We start from the raw sequence: 1819 nt of genomic DNA on the forward strand, positions 1-1819 counted from the left end.
CCCTCCACGAGGTCCGCTCGTGGAGGCATGGCGGACCAGATTTTCTCACGTTGAGTTTTTCGCGTTTTGACCCAACTCGGACGTCGAACTTGTCTCCGATTGAACTGCGCAGCTGGGAAATACCGCACCGGTGCGTGGGCGCCAGCGCGGTACATGTTTAGCTGGCTTTTTGCACCGCCGGGGGCTTCCACGAGCCGTTCAGGATCGAAGGCGACTCATCCTTCGGCCAGTACATCCTCAGCATCGGAATGAACTCGCCCTTCGGAGCCGGAAGCCAGTTCGCCTCCTTGTCCTTACCCGGCGATTCATTCTGGAAGTAAAGCGTCAGCGAACCATCGGCGTTGAACTTTGGATTGTCGCGCAGGCTGACGGTAAATTTGTTCAGCGGGTTGGGAACGAACCACCAGCCCTGGTCGATCATGTACATGGTGATCGACCAGAAGCCGTTGACCGGCGGCGTCGCGTCCTTGGCGAAGGTCAAGGTGTACTTGTTTGCGCCCGTCAGCTTCTGTCCCGTCGAATCAGTCTCGGTGTAGGGATAGACGGCATCCCGCTGCTGGTTGGCGGGCCAGCCGAATGCCGCCACCACAGCGCGCTTCATGTAGCTGTCGGGGCCGTAGGTACCGAGCCCCTTTGTCACCACCCAGCCGTTCATGATCTCGCCCAAGGCTGCTTTGTTGTCTTCAATTTTTTTCAGGGCTGATTGCGGAATGTCCTTCAATGCGGCCTGCACAGCAGGATCGAGCCTGCTCATCTCAAACGGCTTGCCGGGTACGATACCGATCTTCGCCATGCTCGCGAGGATGGGGCCATCTCCCGCCGCTGGCGGTGCATCCCCACCCATTAGCTTCGCCATGAGATCGAAATATCCCTCCGTTCCCAGAGCTATGATGAGCGGTTGCGGCTTGTCGGTCATGCTGAAGCCGGGATTCGGATTCACCGGTGGCGCGGCAGGTGTATACGGCTTGCCCCATGAAGAAAGCGGCGTGATCTTGTACTGTGCCTGCAACTCGTTGACTGCCTTGTAATCCTGTTCGGTGCCATCGGCATAAGTTCGGCCCAGAATAACCATGTAGCGCGTTGCCATAGGAAACTGCGTCATGCCTGCCGGTACCTCGCCCTTCCAGCCAGGCCCGGTGAACAGGTAGTTGGCGGCCTTGCCGTCAGCCGTGCGTCTGCTCGGCGATGACTCGGAATCCGACATCCAAAGGTCGGTCAGCTCGAACAAATAGAACCGATTGCCCATCTCTGGGTGACTGAACACCTGCGGTTCAGTGAGGTCGAGCCAACCCAGAGAATAAAGTGTGTCCGCATTTGGCGCCGAAACGCCACGATAATCGGCCGGCGGATAGCGTGGAACGTTGATGAACTGTCCGGTCGGCGCCGTAAGCCCTTCAACCTTTGGCACATTGCTCATCTGAACCTGGGTGACATAGGTCGTGATGAGCGAATAGCCGTAGATATATGCGCTCTCGGCGATCTGCCGCGCTTCCTCAGGAGTGACTGCTTGTGCGTATGCAGGCAGGGGCATTCCGTTGAGGACCGTGAATGCCAAGYTGGCCGCAGCCGCGCCGTTTACGAATGATCGTCGGGTCGATTTCATGGCGAACTCCTCACTTTGGTCCAAAGGGGAGACAAGCGCTCGTCGAACCTAAGGAAAATTCAGCGGCTCAACACGACGCCCAGTTGACCTTAATCTTTGAAGCCTACCATTAATTGCACTCTAAAGCCAAGCGTGCCGTGATCGCTGTAGGTCCGACTCCGCATTCCGGACATATGGCGTTTGCGCCGCTGCTAAGGGCATAGCAGATCTCAAACG

General features: G+C 57.6%; 1 protein-coding gene. It reads right to left on the reverse strand.

Annotation, left to right across the window (positions count from 1 at the left end; all coding sequences use genetic code 11):
• Positions 1 to 157: 157 nt before the first annotated feature.
• Complete coding sequence (locus AC1D00_RS39445; RefSeq protein ID WP_477014406.1) at positions 158 to 1603, reverse strand: DUF1254 domain-containing protein; 1446 nt, start codon at positions 1601 to 1603, stop codon at positions 158 to 160.
• Positions 1604 to 1819 lie beyond the last annotated feature (216 nt).

Source organism: Bradyrhizobium sp. P2_E8, assembly GCF_056403875.1.